Annotated in this window: 13 protein-coding genes; 10 read left to right on the forward strand and 3 right to left on the reverse strand. The window is 66.6% G+C overall.

Translation table 11 applies throughout. The features are described 5' to 3' along the window. Positions 1-88: 88 nt before the first annotated feature. Positions 89-1,738: an asparagine synthase-related protein gene (locus HMPREF0058_RS06840; protein WP_006549024.1), complete on the reverse strand. Its 1,650-nt coding sequence runs from the start codon at positions 1,736-1,738 to the stop codon at positions 89-91. A gap of 117 nt (positions 1,739-1,855) precedes the next feature. Between HMPREF0058_RS06840 and HMPREF0058_RS06845 the strand changes: the two genes are divergently transcribed. From HMPREF0058_RS06845 to HMPREF0058_RS06880, 9 genes are all read left to right on the forward strand, one after another. Next, positions 1,856-3,112: a glycosyltransferase family protein gene (locus HMPREF0058_RS06845; protein WP_248597010.1), complete on the forward strand. Its 1,257-nt coding sequence runs from the start codon at positions 1,856-1,858 to the stop codon at positions 3,110-3,112. Further along, positions 3,109-4,518 carry a glycosyltransferase gene (locus HMPREF0058_RS06850; RefSeq protein ID WP_006549026.1) on the forward strand — a complete coding sequence of 470 codons (1,410 nt, stop codon included), beginning with the start codon at positions 3,109-3,111 and terminating at the stop codon, positions 4,516-4,518. Before HMPREF0058_RS06845 ends, HMPREF0058_RS06850 begins: the two co-directional genes overlap by 4 nt. After that, positions 4,515-6,677, forward strand: a complete 2,163-nt coding sequence (locus tag HMPREF0058_RS06855) for a DUF6541 family protein (RefSeq protein ID WP_006549027.1) — start codon at positions 4,515-4,517, stop codon at positions 6,675-6,677. Before HMPREF0058_RS06850 ends, HMPREF0058_RS06855 begins: the two co-directional genes overlap by 4 nt. 89 nt (positions 6,678-6,766) lie before the next feature. Beyond that, on the forward strand, positions 6,767-8,062 hold the full coding sequence (locus HMPREF0058_RS06860; RefSeq protein ID WP_006549028.1) for a nucleotide sugar dehydrogenase: 1,296 nt from the start codon (positions 6,767-6,769) through the stop codon (positions 8,060-8,062). Further along, the gene (locus tag HMPREF0058_RS06865; protein ID WP_006549029.1) at positions 8,059-10,059 is read left to right on the forward strand and encodes a DUF6541 family protein; all 2,001 of its coding nucleotides are present in this window, start codon (positions 8,059-8,061) and stop codon (positions 10,057-10,059) included. The genes HMPREF0058_RS06860 and HMPREF0058_RS06865 overlap by 4 nt, the downstream gene beginning before the upstream one ends. 85 nt (positions 10,060-10,144) lie before the next feature. Then, positions 10,145-11,995: an LTA synthase family protein gene (locus HMPREF0058_RS06870; protein WP_006549030.1), complete on the forward strand. Its 1,851-nt coding sequence runs from the start codon at positions 10,145-10,147 to the stop codon at positions 11,993-11,995. A gap of 146 nt (positions 11,996-12,141) precedes the next feature. Next, positions 12,142-12,444, forward strand: a complete 303-nt coding sequence (locus HMPREF0058_RS11820) for an MBL fold metallo-hydrolase (RefSeq protein WP_006549031.1) — start codon at positions 12,142-12,144, stop codon at positions 12,442-12,444. Between the two features lie 174 nt (positions 12,445-12,618). Next, positions 12,619-13,617 (forward strand): MBL fold metallo-hydrolase, encoded by a 999-nt coding sequence (locus HMPREF0058_RS06875; protein ID WP_006549032.1) that lies wholly within the window; start codon positions 12,619-12,621, stop codon positions 13,615-13,617. A gap of 238 nt (positions 13,618-13,855) precedes the next feature. Beyond that, positions 13,856-14,245: a hypothetical protein gene (locus HMPREF0058_RS06880; protein ID WP_006549033.1), complete on the forward strand. Its 390-nt coding sequence runs from the start codon at positions 13,856-13,858 to the stop codon at positions 14,243-14,245. Between the two features lie 83 nt (positions 14,246-14,328). Here the strand turns inward: HMPREF0058_RS06880 and HMPREF0058_RS06885 are convergent, their stop codons facing one another. Further along, entirely contained in the window at positions 14,329-16,194 is a 1,866-nt protein-coding gene (locus HMPREF0058_RS06885; RefSeq protein WP_006549034.1) for an NlpC/P60 family protein, read from the reverse strand. A gap of 38 nt (positions 16,195-16,232) precedes the next feature. Further along, a complete protein-coding gene (gene rfbB, locus HMPREF0058_RS06890; RefSeq protein WP_006549035.1) occupies positions 16,233-17,228 on the reverse strand; it encodes a dTDP-glucose 4,6-dehydratase in 996 nt (331 codons plus the stop codon). A gap of 285 nt (positions 17,229-17,513) precedes the next feature. Here rfbB and HMPREF0058_RS13365 point away from each other — a divergent pair, with 285 nt between their 5' ends. Next, positions 17,514-20,279: an N-acetylmuramoyl-L-alanine amidase gene (locus tag HMPREF0058_RS13365; protein ID WP_006549036.1), complete on the forward strand. Its 2,766-nt coding sequence runs from the start codon at positions 17,514-17,516 to the stop codon at positions 20,277-20,279. Positions 20,280-20,320: the final 41 nt, after the last annotated feature.

Raw genomic sequence — 20,320 nt, forward strand, 5'->3', positions numbered from 1 at the left:
AGCTACCACGAGGTCTACGCCGGCCTCCTGGCCGGGGCCTGAGCCAGGGTGTGCTCGGTCTAGGCCTCGGCCGGGCTGACAGGCGGGGTCACTCCCCCTCGACCACCGGCAGGTTGCAGAAGAGGCGGGCGCTGCGTGACCACGAGTCCGCCAGGAAGGCGCGCGTCCAGAACCCCAGGGTCTTGCGCCCGGCCATGAGCTCGAGCGCGGCGCGCGGGCGCGAGGTGTCGGTGATGAGGGCGTCGAAGGCCATTGAGGAGTGCAGCGAGGACCAGGTGGAGAAGCTCCGCTCTGCCGCGCCCAGCAGGTGCGTGGCGGCCAGGGCCTGCTTGAGACGCGAACGCGTGGCCTGGGACACCTGCGTGACCTCGTAGTAGTCGTCCTGCCCGCTGGTGGCGGAGCCGGTAGCCTCAGCCCACAGTCGGTCGATGAGCGCGCGGTACAGGTTGCGGTCCGCGGTCAGGCGGGCCGAGCCGGCGGACCAGGCCTGCCACACCTCGTGGTCGAGCATGGGCAGGGCCCAGTCCATCCCCAGGTGCTCGTAGGTACGCATCGAGTTGTTGATGTACTTCGTCTGGCGCTCACGCAGGTTGTACCCCTCCACGGCACTGCGCAGGCTCCGCTCGCTGGTGTCGTAGCCGGCCAGCGTGAGGGCCTCACGTACTCCCTGGGTGACCCAGTGGTCGTGCCAGGCACGCTGCGGGTGCCCCTGAAGGTTGTGGTGGTACCACACGACGGCGCGGGCCACCTGGCTGCGGGGCAGAGGGACCTCGTCCAGCAGCTCGAGGTTGTGCATGTTGCCGACCACCGTGTGACCGGGCAGCAAGACGTCGCCCTCGCGCACCACGCCCTGGTCGCGCAGGGTCGACAGGGCGTACCAGTCCTGGATGTGCGGCAGCGCGGACCACTGGTGGGCAGCGTCCAGGAAGCGGCCGGTGGCGGGGGAGTGCCAGTGCTCGAGCACCGCACGGCGCTCGTAGGGCACGGTGTGCCACTCCAGACCCACCTGCTGGGCCACCTGACGCGAGACCTCCACCTCACGGGCCCCCGGGACGCCGTAGGTGAAGGCCAGGGCGCGTCCGGGACGGATCTGGTCGTGCAGGGCCAGCCAGGCCACGAGCAGGCGCGAGTCCAGGCCACCAGACAGCGGGATGACGAGGCGGAGCCCCTGGCTGGCCTCCACGAGGCGGGTCATCGAGCAGTCCAGGGCCGCCAGGAAGCGCTCAGCCATGACCTCGGGGTCGTCCAGGGACTCAGAGGTGTAGGTGAAGAAGGAGTAGTCCTCCTGGTGCGCCTGGCCGGTGGCGCGGTCGATCCGCACCACGGCGCCCTGGGGGACCTGGTGGACCCCGGAGAGCAGCGTGCGCGCCCCGGAGACGAAGCCGGCGTCCGCCAGCTCACGACGCGCCGGGGCCAGCAGGGCCGGGGCGTCCAGGGAGCCGAGCAGCTCGGAGGGGGAGTCGGTGACCAGCAGCCGCGAGCCGAAGTCGGTCAGTGCCCAGAACAGCGGCCACGAGCGCAGGCGGTCGACGGCGAGCTCCACGGTCGAGGCCGTCACCCGGACAGCCGCCAGGCGCCCGGGGTGGGAGCGCAGGACCTGTGGGTCCGTGGGGGCCGGGCACGGGTAGTCGGCTCGCACGTGCACGGACGACTCCGGGGCGACGGCGCAGGGCCCACCACAGTCTGTGGGCGTCAGGGCCGCCCACTGCGGCGCACGCAGCGCCAGGTCGATCTTCACGGCTTCCTCCCTCGGGTGGCGAGCTGGTGCTGCTAGTGTGTCACACGGCCTGAAGGGTACTGACGGCCTCATCGTCCACCAGGGCAGCTCCCGCAGCGTGGGGCGGAGAGGTGAAGCGTGAGCCAGCGAGAGACGAGGCCGGCAGCCACCAGTACGCAGCGCCCTCTTATGGTCTTCCACGCCCCCTACCCGCTGGTGGAGCGTGCGGCCGCCTCCCGGCTGCGCCCGGTGCGCATGCGTCAGGCCTTCGCGGCCCTGGGCTACGAGGTGGTCGAGGTGACGGGCTACGCCGCCGCCCGGCGCCGTGCCATGAGGCGTGCCGAGGAACGGCTACGTCGCTACCAGGCGCAGCGCGAGGCCGACCCGACTCTGCCTCCGGCCTTCATCTACTCCGAGAACGCCACCATCCCCAACGCCCTGACCGAGCCGCGTCACCTTCCGCCGCACCTGCTCATGGATGCCGCCTTCTTCGCCCGTGCCCGCAGGCAAGGCGTGCGCACCGGCGTCTTCTACCGCGACCTGTACTGGCGCTTCCCACGCTTCCGTCAGGACATCAACCCGTTGGTGGACCGGGCGCTGAGCGCGCTGTACCTCACCGAGCTGCGCCAGTGGAAGCGGGCAGGGGTGAGCGTGTACCTGCCTAGCGCCGCGATGAGGGCGCATATGCCGGTCCTCGCCCCCGAGGCGATGAGCGCGCTGCCGCCGGGCGCGGACCCGGCCGCCGTGCGTACCCCCTCGCGCTCCGCCCTCGAGCGCGACCCCGGTGCCGGGATCGACCTGCTGTTCATCGGCGTGCTCGGCGACAACTACCACCTGGAGGCTGTGTGCCAGGCTGTGGGCGAGGTCGAGGGCTGCCACCTCACCGTGTGCACCCGCCCCGAGGCGTGGCAGGCCACCGCCGAGCACTACACCCCGCTGCTGCCTGACGGGAGGCACGAGGTCCTCCACGCCTCAGGTGCCGACCTCGAGCCGCTCTACGAGCGGGCCGGCCTCGGGGTGCTACTGGTCGAGCCTAACGAGTACTGGGACTTCGCCGTGCCCTACAAGCTCTACGAGTACCTGGCGCACGAGCTGCCCGTCATCGCTACGCAGGGCACCGAGGCCGGCAGGATCGTGGCCGAGCTGGGGATCGGCTGGACGCTGCCCTACGAGGCCGGCGCCCTGGCGGCGCTGCTGCGGCGCCTGGGCGCTGACCCTGGGGAGCTGGCGCAGGTGCGCGCTCGCATGCGTCAGGTCCTGCCTGGGCAGACCTGGTCGGCCCGTGCTCGTCAGGTTGCTCACGATCTGTCAGGACGTGAGGTGCCACCGTCTACCATCGGGGCAGCAACACGGGGCGAGGCGCACGACGAGCCTGTCGGGAAGGACCAGGGATGAGCACAGCGAGGCTGCGGGACCGAGTGCGCCAGGTGCGCCGGCAGCTGACCACCGCTCCCGACCTCGCCCGCCGCCGTGGAGTCCTGCTCGCCACCCGCATCCACCTGCCCGAGGCTGCTGCCGCCTCCTTCCGCCTGGACGGCGTGGAGAAGGCGCTCGCGGGCCACGACGTCCCGGTCCGGGTCCTGACGACCACGCCCCCGGCAGCCGCCGGAGCCGGCAACGGCACAGCCAAGGACAGCCAGGAGGCGCAACCCGCCTACCGTGACCCGGAGGGCGTGAGCGTCTCGCGGTGGCCGGCGCTGCGTGACGCCTCGGGCTACCTGCGCGGCTACGTGCCCTACATGTCCTTCGACGTCCCGCTGCTCGGCCGTCTGCTGGTCCAGCCTCGCCCTGACGCGGTACTCGTCGAGCCGCCGCCCACTACTGGCGTGGTCGTGCGCGTGGCGGCAGCCCTGCGAGGCCTGCCGTACGTGTGGTACGCCCCGGACGTGTGGTCCGTGGCCGCGACCTCCACCTCCGCTCCCGGGGTGGTGCTCGCTGCTGTTCGCGCCATGGAGTCCTTCGCCGTGCGCGGCGCCCAGCGGGTGATCGCCGTCAACGAGGAGGTGGCGGACAAGGTCCGTCAGCTCGGTGCCCACGACGTCGAGGTGGTGCCCAACGGCATCGACACCTCCGTCTTTGACACGGCCGGGGACCTGCCCCGCGCCCAGGAGCGCCAGGAGATGGGGATCACCGGTCCCTACGCCGTCTACGCCGGCACCGCCTCAGAGTGGCAGGACGCCGGCGTCTTCGCCCGCGCCCTGGCCGCCGTGCGCCGCGACCACCCGAGCGCTCAGGTCCTGTACCTGGGTCAGGGCTCGGACTGGGAGGCCATCGCGCAGGCAGCGGCCCAGATTCCGGCGGGGGCGGACGGTGCCCCCGCCGTCGTCATGCACGGGCTCATGCCGCCGGAGCAGGCCGCTCGCTGGCAGCGAGGCGCAGCCTGCGCGCTGGTGTCCATCAAACCCGGACTGGGCTACGACTTCGCCTACCCCACCAAGGTCCTGGCCGCACTGGCGTGCGGCACCCCGGTGCTCTACGCCGGCCCCGGACCGGTCACCGACGACGTCGCGGCGCACGACCTAGGCTGGGTCGCCCGGCACGAGGACGGCGACGTCGCCCGGGCGCTGAGCGAGGCCTTCGCGGCTGACGCCCGCCTGGACCCGGCCGGCCGCCAGGAGCGTGCTGCGAGGCTCCACGGCTGGGTGGAGGCCCACCGGTCGCTGCGCGCCACCGGGGAGGCCGTGGCCCACCTCATGCGCGAGGTCGTCCTGGAACGGCGCGCCCGCCCCGACCTGCTGACCCGGCTGGGAGAGCGCCTGCGGCAGGTGCGGCAGGCTCGCGACGTCAGGGAGCGCCGGTGACCGTCTGGGCCCAGGCCGTGCCCACCCTGGCGATGCTCGTCGTCGTCACCTGGGCTCCCGGCCTCGTCATCCTGCTGGCGGCTGGTGCGCGTAGCCGGCTGGCACGCCTGGCCTGTGCGCCGGCCCTGACCTTCGCCGTCTACGGCGTGGGCGCGATCGTCTTCGAGAAGCTCGGCGTGTGGTGGCGGGTGCCGACGGTGGCCACCTACGTCCTCGGCCTGGCTGCGCTCATCGCGGCCGGCCGGCGGGGAGTCCTGGCTGCGCGCGGGCGCCGGCTGACCTGGCGGACCTGTCTGGCTGTACCGCTGGACCGAGCCGGGTACCCCGAGCAGGGCAGCAAGGGCGGGGCTCCTGGAGAGCCGACCGGCTCCATCCCCGCGCTCGCCGGCCCCAGGTGGCTGCCCACGCTTGCCGTGGTGGTCACCTGGTTGGTGATGATCAGCCCGATCCTGCCGGGCACCGGGCCCTCGGTACCGATCCAGTCTGCGGACTCCATCTACCACTACAACCAGGCCTGGCTCATCGAGCACACCGGCAACGCCTCCTCGCTCAACGGCAACGCCGGCATGTACGGCCTGGACGGGCGCTACGCCTTCTACCCGCTGGTGTGGCACGAGATCACCACGCTCGCCTCCTTCGGCTGGGACCAGGTCGTGATCTCCACCAACACCATGCTCCTGCTGGTACCGCTGGTCTACCTCATAGGCCTGGTCTACCTCGTGCGGGTCATACTGCCCGAGATCCGCGGCGCGGCCTGGACGGCGCTGGGAGCCAGCGCCCTCATCCCCATCTACCCGATGCGGCTGCTCATGGACACGGCCGTGTGGCCCTACACGCTCGCCCTGGCGGCGTGCCCGGCGATCGCCGCCAGGACGATCGCCCTGTGGCGGCGCGGCCTGTGGCTGTGGAGAGCCCACCGGCGCCGCCGTGCCGTCGTGGCCCTGGCCGCGGTCGCGCCAGCCTACCTGGGACTGCTCCTGACCCACCCCGCGACCCTCATCATCATCGGCTGGCCGCTGGCCGCGGTGGCCTGGACCGGCCTCCTCCTGGCCGCGTGGCGACTGTGGCGCCACGGTGGTAGCCAGCAGCGTCGGTTTGCGGTGGCTCTCCTTGCCCTCACCGTGCTCGCCGTCATCGCCTTGGCGGTGGTCGTCCTGGGGCCGGGGCCGCAGCAGGCGCACTTCGGACGCCGCCCCTTCCGCACCTGGGACTACAGCTGGAAGAAGGTCGTCTCCGCACTCGTGCTGTTCTACGGCGGCGGCGGCTGGACGATGAAGGCCACCCTGGTCGCCATGGCCCTGCTGTGCCTGGGTGGCGTGGCCGTGAGCATGAGGCGGGCGCGTCACCGTGGCGCCGTCGTGGCCTGGCTGGCGTGCCTGCCACTCATCATCGCGGCGATGGCTCCCGTTCCCGTGCTCTCGGCGCTGACCGGCGTCTTCTACAACAACCCGCACCGTATCAAGGCGATGACGGCTGCCCCGGCGCTCCTCCTGGTCACCATCGGTGTGTCCGCCCTCGGCCCCTGGGTCGTGGTGCACGGCCAGCGGCTGGTGGCCTGGGGCGTGACCCGCGTGGCCGCGAGGACGGGGCGCCGCCCTGACCTTCGTGCCTGGGAGCCCAGGACGAGGGCGTGGACCGGCTCGGTACGGGCCGCGGTCACCGGTAGTCTCGTGGGCCTGCTCGTGGCGACGACGGCGACCTGGCCGGGCGTGAGAGCAGACGTCAGAGGTGCCTTCGCCCCACGGTCCTCCAACCAGCGTTACGTCGCCTCCGTGTACGAGAAGGAGATGATGGACCGGCTGGCGGACGAGCTGCCGCCGGACGCTGTCGTCATCGGGGACCCGGTGGCCGGGACCGCGATGCTTCCTTTTATGGCCGGTGTGCGCTCGGTGTGGATGTTCGCCGGGCAGGCTGAGTCCGATGAGGACGGTCTGTACCTGCGTGAGCACTTCCGTGACATCCACACCGACGCTCACGTGTGCGAGATCCTCACCAGCCACCGCATCCGCTACTACTACGAGGACGCCTCGACCTTCTTCAACGGTGCCTGGCTGGCTGGCCTGCGCCCCGGTCTGTACTACGTGGACACCCGTGAGGGGTTCCATCTCGTTGACGTGGGGGGTGCTGCGCGAGTCTGGGAGATCACGGCCTGTGACTAGGGCGGCCTGTAGCCTGCGGCCCTGGCACTGGCCGCTATCCTGGTGGCCGTCAGGCAGAGCGCCTGACGGCCTGGAGACAAGGAGCTCGGATGCGTATCGCCGTCGTCGCCCTGGGAAAGATCGGGCTGCCCCTGGCCGTCCAGTACGCCGAGAAGGGCCACGAGGTCATCGGGGTCGACGTCTCCGAGCGCACCGTCAGGCTCGTCAACGAGGCGACCGAGCCCTTCCCGGGTGAGGCCTTCCTCCAGGACAAGCTCAGCGAGCTGGTCCCGGCCGGCCGCCTGCGTGCCACCACGGACTACTCCGAGGCCATCCCCGGTGCGGACGCGATCGTCCTCGTGGTCCCGCTCTTCGTTAACGACGAGACCTGGGAGCCGGACTTCGCCTGGATGGACGCCGCCACACGCTCGCTGGCCGAGCACCTGACGCCGGGAACCCTCATCTCCTACGAGACCACCCTGCCCGTGGGAACCACCCGTGGGCGCTGGAAGCCCATGATCGAGGAGATCAGCGGCCTGCGCGAGGGCAGCGACTTCCACCTCGTCTTCAGCCCCGAGCGGGTGCTGACCGGCCGCGTCTTCGCGGACCTGCGCCGCTACCCCAAGCTCGTGGGTGGACTAACCGAGGCTGGCACCCAGGCCGGTATCGCCTTCTACGAGCAGGTCCTTGACTTTGATGAGCGCCCTGACCTGCCCCGCCCCAACGGCGTGTGGGACATGGGTACGGCTGAGGCTGCTGAGATGGCCAAGCTCGCCGAGACCACCTACCGCGACGTCAACATCGGGCTGGCCAACCAGTTCGCCGTCTACGCGGACAAGGCCGGCTTTGACATTGAGCGTGTCATCGACGCCTGCAACTCCCAGCCCTACTCCCACATTCACCGCCCTGGTATCGCGGTCGGAGGCCACTGCATCCCGGTCTACCCGCGTCTGTATCTGTCCACGGACCCCGACGCCTCGGTGGTGCGCACGGCCCGCCAGTTCAACGCCACGATGCCGGCCTACGTCGTCGACCACGCCGAGCAGGTCCTGGGCTCGCTGGAGGGCCTGCGTGTGGTGGTGCTGGGCGCCTCCTACCGCGGCAAGGTCAAGGAGACCGCCTTCTCCGGAGTCTTCCCCACCGTGGAGGCCCTGCGCGCCAAGGGCGCCGAGGTCCTGGTCCAGGACCCGATGTTCTCCGACGACGAGCTGGCCGGCTTCGGCTGGACCCCCTACCACCTGGGTGAGGCGGTGGACGTGGCGATCGTCCAGGCCGACCACCCTGAGTACCGGACCCTCACGCCGGCAGACCTGCCCGGCGTGCGCCTGCTGCTGGACGGTCGGCGCGCCACGGACCCGGCGCTGTGGGTGGGCACCCCGCGCTTCGTCATCGGCGGAGGCCGGTGACGACGGCGCTAGCCTGCCTCACCGCCCTCCTGCTCCTTGGAGGGCCCGGGGCCCTGATCGGGCGTGCCAGCGGCCTGCGCGGCGCGGTGCTCGCAGCAGCCAGCCTGCCGCTGAGCTGCGCCGTCATCGGCCTGGCAGAGATCACCGCCGGATACCTTAGGCTTGCCTGGCTTCCTTGGGGCTGGGAGGTCACGGTCGTGCTGGGCGTGGCCCTGACGGCCCTGACCTGGGGGGTGCTACGCCTGCCTGCCTGGCTGCGACAGGGGAAGATCCAGTTGGACAGACCTGCGCAGACAGCCTCCGTCGGCCACGCGGTCGTCCTGGATGGAGCCGCTCCGTCCTGGGCACTGCCGCTGGCCGCAGCGGCAGCCGCCTGCCTCGTGGGGGCAGGGCTGCTCGTCGGCGGAGGCGCAAGCGGCCCAGCTCAGGCCTTCGACGCGATCTTCCACCTCAGCGCGGCCCAGGAGATCCGCCAGGGTGGTAACGCCTCGAGCCTGGGTGGGCTCGCTGCGCTCTACCACGGGCAGAAGGTCTACTACCCGACGGTGTGGCACGGCGTCGTTGCGCTGCTGCCGGGCACGGTCCCTCAGGCTTCCAACGCACTGGTCCTCATACTCGCCGCAGTGGCATGGCCCGTGGGAGTGGGCGGACTCGTGACGGCGGTGCTAGGGCGTAGGCAGTGGGCGAGTGTGGTGACGATGCTGGCGGCGGCAAGCACCGTGGGTGCACCGACCGTGCTTCTCACCACCCTGAGCGTGTGGCCCTACGCGCTGTCCGTGGTCTGCCTGCCTGGGGTACTTGCCCTTGTCGCGTGGGCCAGGCGCTCAGCACAGTGGGGCCCAGGGCTGGTCCTGGTCGCGGAGGCGGCTGCAGGCACTGTGCTGGCACACGGGTCCGGGGCCTTCAACCTCCTGGCGCTCGCGGTGCCGGTGGCGACGACGGCGACGGTACGGGGTGCGCGTCGACGCCTCCGTGTGACGGCGGGACTGGTGAGCCTGGCGCTGGCGCTGGCGCTGGCGCTGGTGAGCGGCGTCTGGGCGATGCGTGCACCGATCGCGTCCCTCCTCGGCTACGAGAGGCCTGGAGGTAGCGCCGTAGGCACCCTGGCCCAGGCCGTGGCTGACGCGCCGATGTACGGGCCGCTCGCCTGGCACGGTGTGCCGACGGGGCTGGTGGTAACGGCCCTGGCCGTTATCGGATGGCGTCACAGACGATCGCGCGCTGGTGTGGTGACCTGGACGGCAACGGCGCTCACGGCCCTGGCACTCGTGACGTTGGTCGGCGGTCCGCAGTGGGGTGGACGCCAGATCGGCAGTCTGTGGTACCTGCAGAAGTCGCGGGTGGAGCCCTTAGTCATCATCCCGGGTCTGGTTGCGGCCGGGCTCGGGATCCAGGTACTGGTCGCGCGTTGGCGTGACCGAGGACGCGACACACGGTGCGTGGCCGCCGTGCTGTGCGCTGGTGCGCTCGCGATGGGGGCAGCCCGCCTCCCGCTGACAACGGGGTTGAGCCAGAGCGTGCACGCAGAGGACCAGATCGCCTTCGGCACCCTGACCACGCGGGAGGAGCTGGCCTTTTACGACCGGGTCGCTGACAAGCTGCCCGAGGGTGCCGTGGTGGTCGGAGCGCCGTCGCTGGGCGCCTCCTACCTGTGGTCGCAGGCGGGGGTGCGGGTGGTGTACCCCATGAGGTCAGGACCGGAGGACGGTACTGCTGAGGACGTCCTGGCGGCGGCTGAGCCTGAGCTCGTGCCGGGGTCACGCACCTGCGAGGCCCTGACTGGGCTCGGAGCCCGCTACTACCTGCGCGTTGAGCGTGAGAGTGCTGGTCTGCGCTACGGCAACGCTCCCCTGCGCTGGGACAAGAACCTGGCCGCCTGGCCCGATGACGGTCTGAGGCTGGTCGACGCCCAGACCACCTCCCGAGGTCAGGTGAGCCTGTGGGAGGTCACAGGATGTGACCGGGGACAGGGACCACAGGGCCCACAAAGGCCGTAGCAACAGCCGTGACAGTGACGGGTTGCCCCGTGCTCAGCTAAGGTTGACGCAGATTTTACGGCGGACAACGGAACGGCTTGAGCTGATGGCGCTTCTCATTCAGCTGGTGGTGGCAGCGGTGTCTGCCGCTGCTCTCGCTCCGGTCCTGCGGATGCGGCGCTCGTGGGAGGCTGCGGTCCGTCGCTCCGTGACGACCTCATTGGCTGCAGCTGTCGTCGTCACTCTCATAGTGGCCTTCGGTGCGAGCGACCATCTGCTCTACACCGCGAAGCGGCTCCCGTACGTCTACAAGTACACGGTGGTGTACCTGGCGGTGTGGATCCCTCTTGCTCTGTGGTCACTGGCCTTGGGCGGGGTCCTGCGGCTGCGTCGAGACCCGGAGGGTCTTGTGTGGTGGAAGCGTGTGCTGTGGGCGGTCGGCAGCGCGCTCGTGTACGCCGTGGCCGGGCTACTGGGCTTCGGCACGAGGTGGGTCTCAACGTACTTCGGTGAGGTTGATGCCGACGAGGTGGTGTTCACCCTCACCACCGGGCGGACCAACTCGACGTCTGAGGTGACCAGCCAGGTCATCAACTACGTGGTGGCGCCCACCGTGTGCGCGGCTGCGATCGGTCTGGTGATCGGGTTGTGGGACATGCGTCTGGTGCTGCGCAGCGCGACGGGGCGTGACAGGGTCATGCCTGCCAAGGCGGTGCGTCGCGTGGCGGCTGTCACCGGGGTCCTTGCGGTGGCAGCCACCGGCACCTGGTTTACTCGGGCTCTTCCGGTGAAGGAGATTCTCTTCCCGGCAGCGCCGTCGACCTTTATCGAGGACAACTACGTCGACCCGGGCTCCGTGCAGCTGTCCTGGCCGACGCAGAAGCGAAATCTCATTCAGATCTTCCTTGAGTCCTATGAGAACACCTTCTATAGCACTGTTCAGGGTGGCGGGATGCCAGTGGACCTCATGCCTGATCTTGCGGAGCTGACGGAGGAGAGCATCAGCTTCTCCAACACCGAGCTCAAGGGAGGGTTTCACCAGCTGCCTGGAGCGACCTTCACGGTCGGGGGCCTGCTTGCCCAGACCTCAGGTGTGGCCTTGAAGTCGCCTGTCCTGGCAACTGATATCCAGCAGTTCAACTTCCCTGACTTTGCGACCGTTGGTGACCTGCTTAAGGAACAGGGGTACACCAACGAGATCATGATGGCTGCGAACGCTGACTTTGGTGCCAAGCGCGACCTGTTCCAGGATCATGGAGCCTTTAAGATCTTTGATCACGTCTATGCGACCCAGAACGGTTACCTCCCTGAGGACTACTCCGTGTGGTGGGGGTACGAGGACGACAAGATGTATGAGTTCGCCAAGCAGGAGCTCACACAGCTGGCGGCTCAAGGCGATCCCTTCTATTTCATCCTCGAGAACGCGGACACGCACTTCCCCGACGGTTATCTCTCCGAGGAGGTGACGGAACGGCCCCATGCCGAGCAGCTGTCTAACGTGGTCCTGCACTCTCAGCAGCAGGTGACGGCTCTGGTTCGGTGGATCCAGGAGCAACCCTTCTACGACAACACGACCATTGTCATCACTGGTGACCACCTTTATATGGATGACTCCTACTTTGAACGCGTAGGGGTGAGCGCAGACTATGATCGGACGGTTGTCAACCTCATCGTCAACCCTGCGCCCGGAGTGACGGCGGAGGGGCCAGTGACTAACCGGAGCTTTACCTCGGTCGATATCTTCCCCACGACCCTGGCCGCGATGGGGGTGGGGATCAAGGGTGATCGTCTGGGCCTGGGGACCAATATGTTCTCGTTGAGCCAGACCCTGGCCGAAGAGCTTGGTGTTGACACGCTTAGCGAGAGGCTCAATGACTCGTCCGAGTTCTATAACGCGCACATCAAGGTCAAGATCGTTCCCAGCGCGGATGAGGCACAAGGCACGATAACCGGCTAGCGGTGCCAGCAGTCTGTAGGAAGAAATCTGGTTCCCCAGCCGACCTGATCCCGACAGTGCTCTATGGTTGCGGACCTTGTCGCGTCATTGTTTGTCGTCTTTCCTGCGCCTGGGGCTGTAGCAGCCAGCGGGAGGCGATTCATGTCATGGCCTTCGCGGGATCTGATGCCATCATCCTGGAGAGTAACGGCCGCTTTGCGTTTGTGGACTCGGGTGAAGATCGTGACTATCCGAACGGCTCAGATCCTCGCTACCTTCTTCGTCCGCATACCGTCACCTCGGGCCCGGACTATGAAGGAGAGCCCTGGCGGTACCTAGGACAGATCGGCGTCAACGCATCAGATGCCGACTTCTATATCGGTACGCATCCTCACTCGGATCATATCGGCACGGCAGACACCGTCATCGAGCGATACAGGCCGAAGAGGATCTACGCTCCTGAGTACTGACCTATGGATCTCCGACTCGGCGCGGCTGTGGGACAAGCAGTACATCTACGACCAGCTCGTCGAGGCAGGGAGCAAAGCGGGGAAGGATTATGGTGCCTTGCTGATCCAGCGGCGCCGGTTGTCCCTGATCCTTCTGCGTTCCATACTGCTTTCCCGGTCTTTGAGCTCGGAGACATGCAAGTCGAGATCGTCAGCTACTCCGAGGACTACAAGTATCCCGGCGCGTTGTCGGACGCCAATCTCATGTCCTGGGGCGTCAAGGTCACGGCGCACGGCAAGACGGCATTCTTGTCGGGCGATATCGAGAAGACCGATGGGGATGAGAGCCGTCTAGCAACTGAGATCGGGAAGGTCGACTTCCTCAAGCTCGGGCACCACGGTCTCGCCACCTCAAACAGTGAGGAGTTCCTCGAGGCTCTTGATCCGGAGTTTGCTGTTCAGACGGGCTCATACTCCTACATGTTCAGCGACACGGTTGATGTCCTCAATCGTCGTGGTGTCAGCTGGTACCCGGCAGACGAGATCCGCTCGAATGGCAGTAAGGCCGTGGTCCTCACCATGGATGAGAGCTCTGTGGCTATCGCTGGGGTCAAGACGTCTCTCGTCTATCGCTGGCGAGCCTCGCCGGGACCTCATGTCACGGCCTATCTAGGAGGAAAGGCCGCTCCTCAACAGGGATGGAAGAAGCTCTGGGGGCAGTACTACTGGTTCAACGGCAAGCCTGACGCAAGTGAGAACACGTGGGTCCAGGACCAGGGACGGTGGTACTACCTCACCGACACCGGCGTGATGGCGACTGGGTGGGCCAAGGACGGTGTGACGTGGTACTTCTTCGAGGCCTCTGGCGCGATGCGCTCCGGCGGTTGGATGAAGCAGGGAGGTACCTGGTACTACCTGGGCGCTGACGGCGCTATGAGGACTGGGTGGCAGGATATCGGTGGGGCTCGTTACTACCTGCAACCCAGTGGTGCGATGGCGACCGGTTGGGTGAAGGTGGACGGTGCCTGGTACTTCCTCCATCCCAATGGTGCGATAGCAACCGGGTGGCAGAGTGTCGCTGGCACCTGGTACTACCTGGGTACGGATGGTGTGATGGTCGACAAAGACACCGTCGTCATTGATGGCCGTGAGTCTCGTTTTGCTAGCAGTGGAGCATGGCTCGGGTATGCCTGATGTTGTTTTGGACGTGAAGTCTAGGCACCGACCGGCTTCAGGACGCTAGCCTCGAGTTGTGAGGCATCATGTTCTTTCCGCAGCCCTTAGCGTCGCACTTCTCGTCCTTGGCTCTGCAGCCTGCACAAGTCCCGGCTCTGATCCGGTAGGGGCTCAGCGGCCAAGTGCAGCCTCCTCGGCGGCTCCTGTTCCATCCGGGCCTCCCCAGACCATCGCACCGACGAATGGATGTGCTGCGATGGATTCGATTCTCGCTGAAGCCCTCTCGACGACCTCGGAGGGCCAGGCATTTTCAGCAGATGTTGCCGCTGGACAGGACTCGCAGTCGCACTGGCTGGCCTTCGTGACACTGGTTGACGGCCAGTACCGGTCGCAGCTGGAGGACGCGGCTGGAGGTGATGAGACCGCACAGGCCGCCATCCAGGCTCTCGATGACTATGTCATGATTACTACGCGCCTGTCTCAGGGGGAGATCCCGGAGTTCGCTGATGAACGAGAAGCGGAGATGGCTGTCAAGGAGGGGCGAGACCCGGAAGTGAATCCGGCACATCAGGAAGCCGCTGACACCCAGGTCGCCGCACACACCACCTTGACGGCCTGCATGCCGTCCTGGCCTGTGGTCTTCTAGACGACGTGAACGAGAAGTGCTATGAGGGGGCTGTCCGGAAAGCTCCGGGCAGCCCCCCTCATAGCATTGTGGGTGCGCATGGATCACGGGAAGGGACGAACCACCTCCGGGGCAATGGCTCCCCAGGAGTACCCTGCAGTGACGTTGTCAATTCGTGCAGGCCGCCCCATGTAGTCGGTGTGGATCACCTGGTCGTTGCCAAGGTAGATCGAGACATGGACGACGGTCCCTCTGCTGCGATAGAAGACGATGTCCCCGCGCTGTCGCTGACTGAAGGGGACGTGCATGAACCCCTGGTAGGCGTAGAGCTCGCGGGACGTGCGGTAGGCCGGCCACGCGTGCTTGATGACGTTGATGGGCTGAGGGTCCATGCCACCGTGGTACAGCGACTGGAGCACCAGTCCGGAGCAGTCAAAGCCAAGACCGTAGGTACCCGCTCCGCCCCACGTGTATGAGGAGCCGAGCTGGTTCCAGGCATAGCCGATCATCGCCTCGATGCGCTCACTCCTGGTCGCGCTCAGCCCGATCGGTGTGGCCTGGTACTGGTCCACCCACCAGGAGAAGCCGGTTCCCATGGCGTTCCAGGTCTGCTGGTCAACAACACCAGTCTGAGGGAGCCCTGCTCGCCTCTGAAAGTTTCGGACAGCATTCTGAAAGGTCCCGTTGGCGGTTGCCAAGGCGCTTCCATTACTAATGCCTAGACGCTGCTGGACGATACGGACCTTGACACCGTTCATCCCCGGCGTCAGCTCGTTCGTGGCCCAGCCAAGGGGAGTAATACGATCGGTCGGCTGCAGATAGCCAGCAGGAGCGGTGTACCCGATCCACGCCCCGCTCGGGCTCAGGTTGTAGGTCCCGCCGTTTACGGTGATGGTGCCGGTGGCCATCTTGCCGGTGGTGGGGTCGAGGTAGTACCAGGTGCCGCCAAGGTCCAGCCAACCTTTAGCGAGATCCCCCGAAGAGGTGTAGTAGTACCAAGCACCGTCGATCTTGGTCCACCCGGTAGCCATGGCGCCTGAGCCGGTGAGGTAGTAGGTCTTGCCGTCCACGGTGATGGTGCCGGTGGCCATCTTGCCGGTGGTGGGGTCGAGGTAGTACCAGGTGCTGCCGAGCTGGAGCCATCCGGTAGCCATGTGACCGTCACCGTGGAGGTAGTACCAGGTGCTGCCGAGCTGGAGCCATCCGGTAGCCATGTGACCGTCGCCGTGGAGGTAGTACCAGTGCGAGCCCACCTTTGCCCAGCCGCTGTGCATGTGTCCGTCGGAGGGGTCGAGGTAGTACCAGGTGCTGGCGACCTTGGCCCATCCCCTCGCCATGGCGCCGGAGCCGGTGAGGTAGTACCAGGCGTCACCATCCTTGAACCAGCCGGTGTGCATGGCTCCGGAGGCGGTGAGGTAGTAGGTGCTTCCGCCTGTGTCGAGCCAGCCGGTGGCCATCTTGCCGGTGGCGGGGTCGAGGTAGTACCAGGTGCTGGCGACCTTGGCCCATCCCCTCGCCATGGCGCCGGAGCCGGTGAGGTAGTACCAGGCGTCACCATCCTTGAACCAGCCCGTCCGCATCCATCCGGAGCCGTCAAAGGCGTAGAGGCTGCCCTCAACCTCGCCCCACACGCCGTGCGGGTACGAGCCGTCATTGTCTCGCCACCACCAGCGACTGCCTGAGGCTATCCATCGGCCTTGCCCGGTCAGCCTGACGGGTGACTGGGCGCTACCGTCAGCCTCAGGGGCCTGGGACGGGACCGGAGGCTGAGAAGTACTGTCCGATCCAGTGCCGACCGTCTCCTGCTGCTGGGGGGAGATGGTGGTCGTAGGCATCGGTGTGGACGCCACGTCATCGGCGTGCGCCGGGATAGCGACGCCGAGGGCGAGGGTGAGGACAGCAAGCGGGACGTACGCTGTGCGCAGGCGTCGAGACGATAATGTCACTATATCGGGCGTGATTGTCATCATGCAGTAATTCGGGGCGTCTCCTGACAGGCCTGGAGCTGTTACTGTCCCTGTGCGGCGTACTTGGCTTCGACCTCGGCCTTGAGGGGGCGCCACCAGGCCTCGTTGGTGGTGTACCAGTCGATGGTGGCCTGGAGGCCGGAGCGGAAGTCGGTGTACTTCGGTGACCAGCCGAGCTCCTCGACGAGCTTGGAGTTGTCGATGGCGTAGCGCATGTCGTGGCCGGGGCGGTCGTTGACGTGCTCGTAGTCGTCCTTGTCGTAGCCCATGAGCTCGAGGATGAGCTCGACGACCTCCTTGTTGTTCTTCTCGCCGTTGGCGCCGATGAGGTAGGTCTCGCCGATGCGGCCCTTCTCGATGATGTCCCACACGGCGTCGTTGTGGTCCAGGACGTGGATCCAGTCGCGGACGTTCTCACCGGCTCCGTAGAGCTTGGGCTTGACTCCGTCGATGAGGTTGGTGATCTGGCGGGGGATGAACTTCTCGATGTGCTGGTAGGGGCCGTAGTTGTTCGAGCAGTTGGAGATGGTGGCCTCCACGCCGAAGGAGCGGACCCAGGCGCGTACGAGCAGGTCCGAGCCTGCCTTGGAGGAGGAGTAGGGGGAGGAGGGGTTGTAGGGCGTGGTCGGCTCGAACTTGGCCGGGTCGTCTAGCTCGAGGTCTCCGTAGACCTCGTCGGTGGAGATGTGGTGGAAGCGCACCTTGTGGCGGCGTACTGCCTCCAGCAGGGTGAAGGTGCCGACCAGGTTGGTACGGATGAAGGGGGAGGGGTCCAGTAGCGAGTTGTCGTTGTGGGACTCGGCGGCGAAGTGGACCACGACGTCCGCCTCGGCGACCAGCGGGTCGACGGTGTCAGCGTCGGCGATGTCGCCGACGACGAGGGTGACGCGCTCGCCCAGGTCCGCCAGGGATCCCTTGTTGCCGGCGTAGGTGAGCTTGTCCAGGACCGTGACCTTGGCGTCTGGGTGACGTACGAGGGTCTGGTGGACAAAGTTGGCACCGATGAAGCCGGCACCTCCGGTGATGAGGACGTTCATGTACAAGCTCCCTGAACGATCGGGTACGGCGCAGCAACGCCGTTCTGCCGCTCGCCATGATGCCACAGGGGCCGTGTCCGGGGTGGAGTGCTGCAGGTGGGTTGATGGTCGATCCTGTCATCCGGTACATGAGCATGAACAACATGCATGTAGTTACGTGATCCTCCTCAATTGGCCGTTTCTTGCGGTGGAATCTCAGTATCGTTCCCACTAGTCACATCAGTCACGGCTGCCCCACACGTCTCGGCGATGTGGGAACTCCTTCACGTGCCGAAAGGACCCTCCATGCCGGCGTCTCGTTACCTCCGTGTCGCATCCGCTATCTCCCTGGTACTCGCGGGTGCTGGACAGGTTGCCGCGGTTCAGGCTCAGCCGGCTGCTGGCGAGGCAGCCCCCGCACCGGTCCAGCTCATCGAGCTCACTACTGCCAGTGGTGAGACCACTGAGCTGGCGCAGGCGGGGCTGAGTGAGGAGGAGCCGGGCTCTGGGGCCGGTGCTGAGGTACCTGCAGGGACGGTCGAGGGAAACGGGGTCGCTCCTGCCCGCGCATCTCTGCTGGCTGCAGCCACAGATGCTCCGGACCTGGAGCGGGACGCTGATCTCCTCACTGAGCCTCTGGAGGTTGACGGCTTCCTCGTCGCAGGCTTCACGTGGAGCGGTAGTGAGGCCCTTCCCACGGGGACGCAGATCTACCTGCGAGTGCGTGAGAGCGGTGTCTGGTCATCCTGGTACCTCAATGAGGCTGCCGATGCTGGTCCGGATGACGCTGAAGGCAACGGAGGGACGGATGAGTTCGTGACCGGCGGTGCTGATGCGATTCAGGCGGCGGTCGTCAGTGGAGGCCGTGCGCTGCCCACGGACCTCACTCTGGCGCTCGTTCCGGCGAAGCCTGCTGGCGAGGAGGTTCTGTCCGACGATGACGTGACAACTACTCAGGCGGATCCGACGGAGATTGCTCAGGACACTGCGGTCACGCAGGAACAGCTGGTGGATCGGTTGGTGGACGCCACTGCGCCGGTTGGCTCTGAGGACGGGACGACCGCCGATGAAGGAACGGATGTCTCTGAGACGACTGGTGCGACTGCTTCTGCCGCGACGAGCGCAGGTCATGGTGTCAATCTCGACCTGCCAACGGCGTTGGCTGCGACAACGACCGCCAACGGCTTGCCGGTGCCCGTCGTGACGCGCGCCGAGTGGGGAGCCAATCAGGCCTACATGACGTGGTCCCCCAAGTACGCCAACGCTGCGCACGTGGTTGTGCACCACACGGCTGGAACCAACAACTACACCGCAGCGCAGTCAGCGTCGATCGTCGCAGGAATCTACTACTACCATGCCGTGACGCTGGACTGGGGGGACATCGGATACAACTTCCTCGTCGACAAGTACGGCCAGGTCTTTGAAGGCCGCTATGGCACCCTCTCATCGGCCGCCGGGAAGATGGTCATCGGCGGGCACGCACGTGGCGTAAACACGGGCACCATGGGCATCTCCATGATGGGGAACTACGTCTCGACAAGCCCCACCGACGTGCAGATTGACCGCGTAGGGAAGATGGCTGGTTGGTTCCTCAAGCGCTCTGGCGTCACCAACGCGTCAGCGTCGGCGAGCTTCACGATCCTGACGACGGAGAAGTACAAGGCTGGTCAGGTGGTGAACCTGCCCAGGATCCTTGCGCACCGCGATGTCGGGTACACAACCTGTCCGGGTGACGGGGGCTACTCCAAGATGGGGCAGATTCGCTCTGTCGCTCAGAGCCAGATCAGTAGTGGATCGACTGGTGGCGGCTCATCGACTCCTGCCGCTCCCACGTGGAGGCTTGTTGACAAGACGTGGTACCTCTACGGCGCGGACGGCGCACGGCTGACTGGCTGGCAGAAGGTCAACGGGAGCTGGTACTACCTCTCGCCGGTCAATGGCGCTATGGCCACCGGATGGCAGGCAATCAGCGGAAAGTGGTACTACCTCACCGGGTCTGGTGCCATGACGACCGGCTGGGTTGAAGTTAGCGGCAGCTGGTACTACATGAGTGACTCCGGCGCGATGGTGACGGGGTGGCTGCACCTGGGCTCGACCTGGTACTACCTGCATCCCAGCGGTGCCGCAGCGCTCGGGTGGCAGTTGATCAACGGCACCTGGTACTACTTCAGGCCAGGCAACGCCATGGTTGTTGGTTGGGCTCATGTCAACGGACGCTGGTACTACCTCGGCTCCTCTGGCGAGATGATGACCGGCTGGCTGAGTGTCAACGGCACCTGGTACTACCTGGATCGTTCTGGCGTAATGCTCACTGGCTGGCAGAAGATCGGTGGCTCGTGGTACTACCTCAACGCCTCCGGAGCGATGTCCACGGGGTGGATCAATCTCTCCGGCACGTGGTACTACCTGCGTGGCAGCGGTGCCATGGTGACTGGTACGCAGCTGATCGACGGTCGGTACAGCGAATTCGCTCCATCGGGAGCCTGGAAGGGCTACATCTCTGAGGCGGAGGCCAAGGGACTGCACCTCGTGATGGCCGCACCGACGAGCACACGATCAGTGACGGTGGCCAAGATGGTGGCTGCCTACCAGCGCTCAGGAGAGACCTACCCGGCCTCTGTGCTGGGACGTGGTGGGGCCAGCACGATCTCAGCTTTCGCCGGGCTTGCCTATGACGAGGCTGCCGCCGAGGGCGTGAGTCCTGAGCTTCTCTTTGTCCAGGCGATGAAGGAGACCGGCTGGCTTCAGTACGGCGGGGACGTCAAGGCCACTCAGTTCAACTTTGGTGGACTCGGTGCGACTGGTGGAGGTAACCCGGGAAACAGCTTCGCGAGCGTCCAGATCGGGCTGAGGGCACAGGTACAGCACCTACGGGCGTACGCCGACCCGACTGTGACGACGGCCAGGCTGGCCCATGACGTGGTCGATCCTCGTTTCTCCTACGTGAAGAAGGGGAGCGCCCCCTACATCGAGTACCTGGGCACCCAGGAGAATCCGAGTGGTGCTGGGTGGGCCACGGCGAAGGGGTACGGAACTGACCTGATGGCGATGGTGCGCAGCCACTTCGGCTGAGAGACGGAGCTGCCTTATGCTGCCGATGGTGTCCGGAACCT

It is taken from the genome of Actinomyces urogenitalis DSM 15434 (assembly GCF_000159035.1).
Lineage (GTDB): Bacteria > Actinomycetota > Actinomycetes > Actinomycetales > Actinomycetaceae > Actinomyces > Actinomyces urogenitalis.